Annotated in this window: 6 protein-coding genes; 3 read left to right on the forward strand and 3 right to left on the reverse strand. The window is 66.4% G+C overall.

Going from position 1 to position 7,630, the window contains the following annotated elements:
- Window positions 1–25: 25 nt before the first annotated feature.
- On the reverse strand, window positions 26–1,732 hold the full coding sequence (locus ACM9HJ_RS28910; protein ID WP_416575270.1) for a ShlB/FhaC/HecB family hemolysin secretion/activation protein: 1,707 nt from the start codon (window positions 1,730–1,732) through the stop codon (window positions 26–28).
- Between the two features lie 335 nt (window positions 1,733–2,067).
- On the opposite strand from ACM9HJ_RS28910, the gene ACM9HJ_RS28915 reads away from it, so the two are divergent.
- Entirely contained in the window at window positions 2,068–4,137 is a 2,070-nt protein-coding gene (locus ACM9HJ_RS28915; RefSeq protein WP_416575271.1) for a PhoX family protein, read from the forward strand.
- An 85-nt stretch (window positions 4,138–4,222) separates the two neighbouring features.
- Window positions 4,223–5,101 (forward strand): heme-dependent oxidative N-demethylase family protein, encoded by an 879-nt coding sequence (locus ACM9HJ_RS28920; protein WP_416575272.1) that lies wholly within the window; start codon window positions 4,223–4,225, stop codon window positions 5,099–5,101.
- A gap of 40 nt (window positions 5,102–5,141) precedes the next feature.
- Here the strand turns inward: ACM9HJ_RS28920 and ACM9HJ_RS28925 are convergent, their stop codons facing one another.
- The gene (locus ACM9HJ_RS28925) at window positions 5,142–5,573 is read right to left on the reverse strand and encodes an acyl-CoA thioesterase (protein ID WP_416575273.1); all 432 of its coding nucleotides are present in this window, start codon (window positions 5,571–5,573) and stop codon (window positions 5,142–5,144) included.
- 112 nt (window positions 5,574–5,685) lie between these two features.
- Window positions 5,686–6,579, reverse strand: coding sequence for an acyl-CoA thioesterase (locus ACM9HJ_RS28930; protein WP_416575274.1), 894 nt, complete (start codon window positions 6,577–6,579; stop codon window positions 5,686–5,688).
- Between the two features lie 130 nt (window positions 6,580–6,709).
- Here ACM9HJ_RS28930 and ACM9HJ_RS28935 point away from each other — a divergent pair, with 130 nt between their 5' ends.
- Window positions 6,710–7,621: an aldo/keto reductase gene (locus ACM9HJ_RS28935; protein WP_416575275.1), complete on the forward strand. Its 912-nt coding sequence runs from the start codon at window positions 6,710–6,712 to the stop codon at window positions 7,619–7,621.
- Window positions 7,622–7,630 lie beyond the last annotated feature (9 nt).

A 7,630-nucleotide genomic window follows, 5' to 3' on the forward strand; every position in this document is an offset into this window, starting at 1 on the left:
TCCCCTTGTGCATCGGGCGCGCGGATCAGAAGCGGGTGGTGACGGCGACGAAGAAGCGGGCGTCGCGGTCGCCCTTGGTCGCCACGTCGCGGCGCAGCGGCTTGGCCACGGCCAGATCGGCCGACATTGTATCGTCCAGATTGGCGCGCAGGCCGGCCCCGACCGACGCCATCTTCACCCCGTCTATCTGGGTCACGGGATCGTCGTTCCAGACCTTGCCATGGTCGTAGAAACCGTAGAGCTGCACGCCCACCGCCTCACCCACCGGCAGCGCGTAGCGCAGTTCCACCAGACCGGCGACGCCCTGGTCGCCCGACAATTCGCCATCATCGAAGGCGCGGCCGAAGGCGGCCCCGCCCAGCTTGAATTCCTCCTGCGCCAGCAGCGCCCGGTCGGCGATCTGGGCGGTCAGGGCCAGACGGGCCGACATTCCGTTACCCAGGGCCTGGACGCGTTCCGCCTCGAACGTCATGCGGGTGAATTCGGACGACCCGGCGGCGCGCGACTTGTCGGTGGAGCCGTCACGGGTGGCGCCCATCATGTCCAGACCCTGCACGACACGGGCGGCGAAACGGTTGGCACCGCCGGCCTGATCCAGCAGGGTGAAGTCTGCCCCCAGCGACAGGGTACGCACCACATCCTGGGCGAAACGCTGGCCGAAGAAGGCGGTGCGCGTCTCATACGCGTTGAATTCGGCATCGACCATCAGGCTTTTGGCCCGGGTGCGCAGGAACGGGTGGGCGGCGCGCAGCGTCACGCCGCTGTACCGCGTGGTGACCTCCAGCGCCTCCAGGCTGTCGCCCGGTTCCCCGCGCTGGATGGACCCGCGCACGCCCAGGATGGTGCCTTCGCTGCCCACCTGCTGATCCCAGGACAGGGTCAGACCCTGCTGCTCCTCGGGGTCTTCCAGGGCGGTCAGGCCAGAGATGGTGAAGCGGCCGCCATCGGCGGCGGTGTTGAACGCCGCACCGGCCGACAGGCGCCAGGGGCCGGCATAGACGGAGCCGCGATTATCGATGGCGGCATAGGCCTGGACCGTCTGCTGTTCCACCTTCAAGGTCAGCACCGAACCACCCGTCTGCCCGACGGCGGGTGACAGCACGGCGCGGGCGGAGACACCCGGCAGATCGTTGACCAGCAGCAGCCAGCGTTCCAGGTCCTGAATGTTCAAGGCGCCCTTGGTGGCGGTCAGATGGTCCAGGTAGGACTGGATACGGCCAGCATGGGCACCGGTATCGCCCTCGACCACCGTCTTGGCGATGAAGCCTTCGACCACGCGGATGGTGGCGACCCCGTCGGTGATGCGCTGGGCCGGAACCACGGCGCGGGCCAGGACCCAGCCGGCATCGCGGTAGCGGGCGGTGATGGCATCGGCCGTGGCGTAGAGGTCGGCCAGGGTCACCGGCTTGCCCGTGATGGCGGCGGTCAGGTCATCGAAGCTGCCGGCTGGCATCGTGTCGGCCCCTTCCACCGCAACCCGTGACAGGGTCAGCGGCGTGGTGGCGGCACCGGCCACGGGGGCGACGCCGGGGGCCGGGGCGATCTCGATCCCGCCCTGGGCCGGGGCGGCGGGACGGGCGGGGGCGGCAAGGTCGGGCCGGCGCGGTTCGGCCACCGGGGGCAGCGTCTGCTGCGCCAGGGAGGGACCGGCCAGCAGCAGCAGCATGGCCGTGCCCGACGCCAGTTTCCGCCCGAACCGGCGGGAGCCCCGCGAAATCGATTGAATAGCCATGGTCGCCGCCATCTGAGATCGGGATGATGAAAACGCATCGCCGGTTCCAGGATGAAACCGGACGCTTGAAACGTCCCTGGCTTCTAACTGGATTTTGTTACGGATTAATGAGAGTTCCGGGATGTATAGAGATCAGCTTATACATAGATATTGATAATCATTCTCAAATCTATGCTGTATATCGTTCGTACAGGCGGCACTTTCGATAATAAAACTGACGCATAATCTTCACGCATCCCCAAAATTACCGTCTTGTTCGCCGGTGTAGACGAGGGGCCGACAAAGGCGACCCCCGCCTCTCGTTTTTTGGCGCCTCATATCCAGGGAGCAAGTCCGTGAGCCAGATCGACGTCCCCGAAATCGACCGCGACAATCTTGAAGAACGTGGCATCGGTGCGGACAAGACCTTCGACAAGGTGCTGGAAGCCAGCGTCGGCCGCCGCCATTTCTTGCGCGGCACGGCCACGACGGCCGCCGCCACGGCGGCCCTGTCCGCCCCCGGCATCTTCCTGACCGGCAACGAGGCACAGGCCGCAACCCTGCCGCTGACCTTCGCGTCGGTGGCCGAGACCAAGGCCGACAAGGTGACCGTGCCCACCGGGTACGAGGCCAACACCCTGATCCGCTGGGGCGACCCGCTGTTCCCCGGCATGGCGCCGTTCGACCCGACCAAGCAGACCCCGGCCGACCAGGCCAAGCGCTTCGGTTTCAACTGCGACATGGTCGCGGTGTTCCCCGAGCGTTTCGGCGCGCCGGCCAAGATCGGCCGCCTGCCCTACCCGTCCTACCTGATGTGCGTGAACCATGAGTATACGACGGGCACCAACATGTTCCCCGGCTATACCGGCAGCGAGAACGAGTCCCTGGTCGAGATCGAGGCGCATGGCATTTCCGTGCTGAACGCCCGCATCCTGAACGGCCGCTGGAGCTACGACGTCACTTCGCCCTATAACCGCCGCATCACCGGCACCACGCCGATCCGCGTCACGGGCCCGGCCGCCGGCCATGCCAAGCTGAAGACCCCGGCCGACCCGACGGGTACGCTGGTCCTGGGCACCTTCAACAATTGCGCCGGCGGCTTCACGCCCTGGGGCACGTACCTGGCGGCGGAAGAGAATTTCGACCAGTATTTCGCCAACCGTTCCAAGGTTGCCGACGCCAAGATCGCGCTGGACCATACCGATTACACGGTCACCGCCGGTGCCACCGGCCGCAAGTGGGAGAATTACGTTCCCCGCTTCGATTGCGGCAAGCCGGAAGGCGTGAACGAGCCCTACCGCTTCGGCTGGATGGTCGAGGTCGATCCGTACGACCCGACCTCCATGCCCAAGAAGCGTACCGCCATGGGCCGCTTCAAGCATGAGGGCGCCACCATCGCCCTGACGCGCGGCACCAACAAGGTCACGGCCTATTCCGGCTGCGACACGGTGTTCGAATATGTCTACAAGTTCGTGTCCTCCGGCACCTACAATACCAGCAACCGCGCCGCCAACATGGACCTGCTGGAGAACGGCACGCTCTATGCCGCGCGCTTCAATGCCGATGGCACCGGCGTCTGGCTGCCGCTGGACCTGAATGACCCGGTGTCAGGCCCGCTGCTGGCCGCCGCCACCTATCCGGACGGCACCCGCCGCTTCCAGACCCAGGCCGACGTGCTGATCAACAGCCGCCGCGCCGGCGACGCTGTCGGCGCCACGCCGATGGACCGTCCGGAAGACCTGGAAGCCACCGTCGATGCCGATTTCTACGGCAACGGCAAGATGTACATCATCCTGACCAACAACAGCAGCCGTCAGGCCGCCAGCAGCACGGCGACCGTGACCAGCGGGTCGCGCGCCGGTGCCGGCCGTGCGGTGCCGGCCAAGGCCGATGCCGCCAACCCGCGCGGTCCCAACCGCACGGGCCATATCGTCGAGGTGACGGAGGCCGGCAACGATCATACGGCCAAGACCTTCACTTGGCGCATCTTCCTCTTGGCCGGTGATCCGGCCGCGGCGGCCACGGCGGTGGACAATGTCGCGCTGAACGGCGTTTCCACCTTCACCGGTGATCGTTTCGGCTCCCCCGACAATGTCACCTTCGATGCCAGCGGCAACATGTGGATCGCCACGGACGGCACGCCGTCCAGCTATCCGTTCAATGACGGTATCTATGCCATGCCGCTGTCGGGCACGCCCGGCCAGCCGGTGGCGGTGAAGCGCTTCCTGTCGGTACCGGCCGGTGCCGAATGCTGCGGTCCGCTGATGTCGCCGGACAACACCTCCTTCTTCATCGCCGTGCAGCATCCGGGCGAGGATGTCGCGGGTGTGTTCGACAATGCCCAGTCCAAGTGGCCGGACGGCGAATATCCGCGCCCGTCGGTGGTGTGGATCCGCCGTACCGACGGTGGCCGCATCGGGTCTTGATACCGAGCTTGATTGAATGTTGGATTGGGCCTTCCATCGCGAGATGGAAGGCCCTTTTACATTTCCGGCTGACCGTATACCCCCGATGCTGCCACCCGAACCCTATCCCTGGCCCTTTGACGGTGACACCTATCGCATGGGCATGGGGCTGCGCACGCAGGACCCGGCACAATGGCTGGCACCCGATGCCGGCTGCCCCGTACAGCTGGCCGAGCGCGCCCGGCTGTTACGCGAGCGCAAATGGGATGTGCTGGCCCTGATGCCGGAAGCGCGGGCGGCAGCGGCGGAACTGCTGGAACTGGTGATCGCGCATCTGACGGGGCGTTTTCCGGACTGGTTCAGCGCCGTGGAAGGCGGGATCGACAGCAGGGTGGCGGGAATGGTGCTGAAGCCAGCGGATTTCGACCATCCGCTGCACCTGCTGGGCCATCTGCTGCCCGATGATCTGTGCCTGCTGTCGAAGACGCCTGGCGGATGGCGGCTGATGGGTGGGGCGGTGTGCTTTCCGTCCCACTGGTTTCTGCCGCATATGCTGGGCAAGCCCCTGCCCGGCATCCACCGGCGGGTGCCCGGCTATGACGCTTCGCTGGCCACGCCGGTGGATCGGTTCTTCGACACTCTCGCCCCCGGCCGTACCGCCTGGCGCGCCAACTGGACCCTGGCCGATGATCCCACCCTGTTCCAGCCGGGAACCCAGGCGCATTCGCCGCCCGATGCCGACATCGATGCGGACAATGCCGGGGACAGGCTGTATCTGCGGGTGGAGCGGCAGACCTTGAGCAAGCTGCCGGGCAGCGGGGCGGTGCTGTTCACCATCCGCACGCATCTGCGGCCGCTGTCGGCCCTGGACGGGGAACAGCGGCGGCAGTTCGCGTCGGTGCTGCGATCGGTGCCCGAGGATGTAGCTTCCTATAAGGGGCTGCGGCGTACGGGAGCGGTGGCGTTGGGGTATCTGGAAGGGTAACCGTAGGTCGGGGTGAGCAATGCGAACCCCGACCTACGAATTACGTCAACACCTCAAGCGCTGCCCGCAAATCCGCCGGCAACGCGGCCGGACGGCGGCTGTCGCGGTCGACATAGACATGGGTGAAATGGCCGGCGGCAGCGGCCGTCCCCTCGCCTTCCTTGAAGATCGCCACCTCATAGCGCACGGAGCTGTTGCCCAGATGCGCGACACGGATCGCCACTTCCAGCGTATCGGGGAAGGCGACGGAGGCGAAATAGCGGCAGCCGGTTTCCACCACCAGCCCGATGGTCGTGCCGGCATGGATATCCAGCACGCCCTTTTCGATCAGATAGGCGTTCACGCCCGTGTCGAAATAGGAATAGTAGGTGACGTTGTTGACATGACCATAGACGTCATTGTCCATCCAGCGCGTGTCCAGCCGGCGGAAATGGCGGTATTCGTCACGGCCGGGGGCGGTGGGACGGGACATGGGCTGGGCTCCTCTTAATTGAGTAACTGTCAGGCCGGCGACCGCCGGCCCGCGACCACGTGGTCGCGTGAGCCAAGCCGCCGGATGGCGACGCCCGGCACCTGAGGGAATATTATATCATGCGGCGTATCACGCCTTCCTGGGCCGTGCTGGCGATCAGGCGGCCGGTGCGGTCGAAGATGCGGCCATGGTTCAGGCCGCGCCCACCACCGCTCCAGGGGCTATGCGTGCTGTAGAGCAGCCAGTCATCGACGCGGAAATCCGGCTCGTGCAGCCAGACGGCATGGTCCAGGCTGGCGCCCTTGGCCGTGCCGGTCATCCAGTTGACGCCATGCGGCAGCAGGGACGAGCCCAGCAGCACCATGTCGGTGATATAGGCCAGGGCCACACGGTGCAGGTCGGCATCATCGGGCAACGGCGCCACGACGCGGAACCAGACATGCTGCACGGCGTCGTGCGGCTGCCCGTCGGTCGGATCGACACGATTCACATAGCGCAGTTCCACCGCTCGGCGGCGGCGCAGGAAATGCTGGGCCATGGGCGGCAGCTTGTCGATGAAACCCTTCACGATCTCCGCTTCCGGCGGCAAATCCTCCGGCAGGGCCACGGCCGGCATGCGGTAATCGGCATGCTCCAGCCCCTGTTCGGGCCGCTGGAAGGAGGCAGACAGGGTCAGGATCGGCTCCCCGCCCTGGATGGCCTCCACCCGGCGGGTGGCGAAGCTGCGCCCGTCGAAATCACGGTGGACACGCAGGTCGATGGGATGGTCCTCATCCCCGCCGCGCATGAAATAGGCATGCAGCGAATGGGCGATGCGGCCGCCATCGACGGTGCGCATGGCGGCAGCCAGCGCCTGGGCCACCACCTGCCCGCCGAACACCCTTCCCTTGCCGCCGATCTGGCGGGAGCCCTGATACAGGTCCGGTCCCAGCTCATCCACCGTCAACAGGCGGACCAGCCGTTCCACCGTCTCTTCCGGGCCTGGGCCCATATTCGCCGCTTCCATCGCGGTACCCCATGTTCAAACACGCGTATCACTATTTGGAGTGCAAGGGCCGCTGGCAAGCATGGTGGCAGCATGGGTGATTTGCTTGTAGAAGGGTGGCCCCTATGCTCGAGCGCCCTTGAGGAAGCAAATGGACCGCCTGACCATCGATGCCGCCCCCCGCACCCTGATCGAAGGGGCCGTGCCCGTCTCCGCCCTGGGCTGGGGCATGTGGCGCTATCACGACGATGACGTCGTCGCCGCCACGGCACGGTCGATGGCGGCGCTGGAAACCGGCATCACCCTGTTCGACACGGCCGACATCTATGGTTTCGGGCATCCGCACGGGTTCGGGGCGGCCGAGGCCCTGTTCGGCCGGGTGCTGGCCGCCAATCCGGGCTTGCGCGACAGGATCGTGCTGGCCACCAAGGGTGGCATCCTGCCCCCGATCCCTTATTGGGCGCGCGGTGAGCGGTTGGTGGAATGCTGCGAGGCATCGCTGAAGCGGCTGGGGGTGGACTGCATCGATCTCTACCAGATCCACCGCCCCGACCTGCTGGCCCATCCGGCGGAACTGGCCGCCGCGCTGGACAAGCTTCGCCAACAGGGCAAGATCAAGGCGGCCGGCGTGTCGAACTATACACCGGCACAGGTGGCGGCCCTGGCCGCGCACATGCCGTTCAAGCTGACCTCCATCCAGCCGGAATTCTCCCCCGCCTATGTCGATCCGCTGTTCGACGGGGTGCTGGACCAGGCGCTGGAACGCGATCTGGCGGTGCTGACCTGGTCGCCCCTTGGTGGCGGCGATCTGCTGGGCGAACCCAAGGATGAGCGGGCGGCCGCCGTGATCGCGGTGCTGGACAAGATCGCGTCGCGTCAGGGTGTCGGCCGTGCAGCCGTGATCTATGCCTGGGCCATGGCCCATCCCGCCCGCCCCATCCCCCTGGTCGGCAGCCAGACCCCGGCCCGCATCCGCGAGGCGGCAGAAGCCTTCAAGCTGGAAATGAGCGGGGAGGATTGGTACGCGGTGCTGGTGGCGGCACGCGGCAAGCCGATGCCGTAAGAGGACACC

Source organism: Niveispirillum sp. KHB5.9, from assembly GCF_048066115.1.
Lineage (GTDB): Bacteria > Pseudomonadota > Alphaproteobacteria > Azospirillales > Azospirillaceae > Niveispirillum.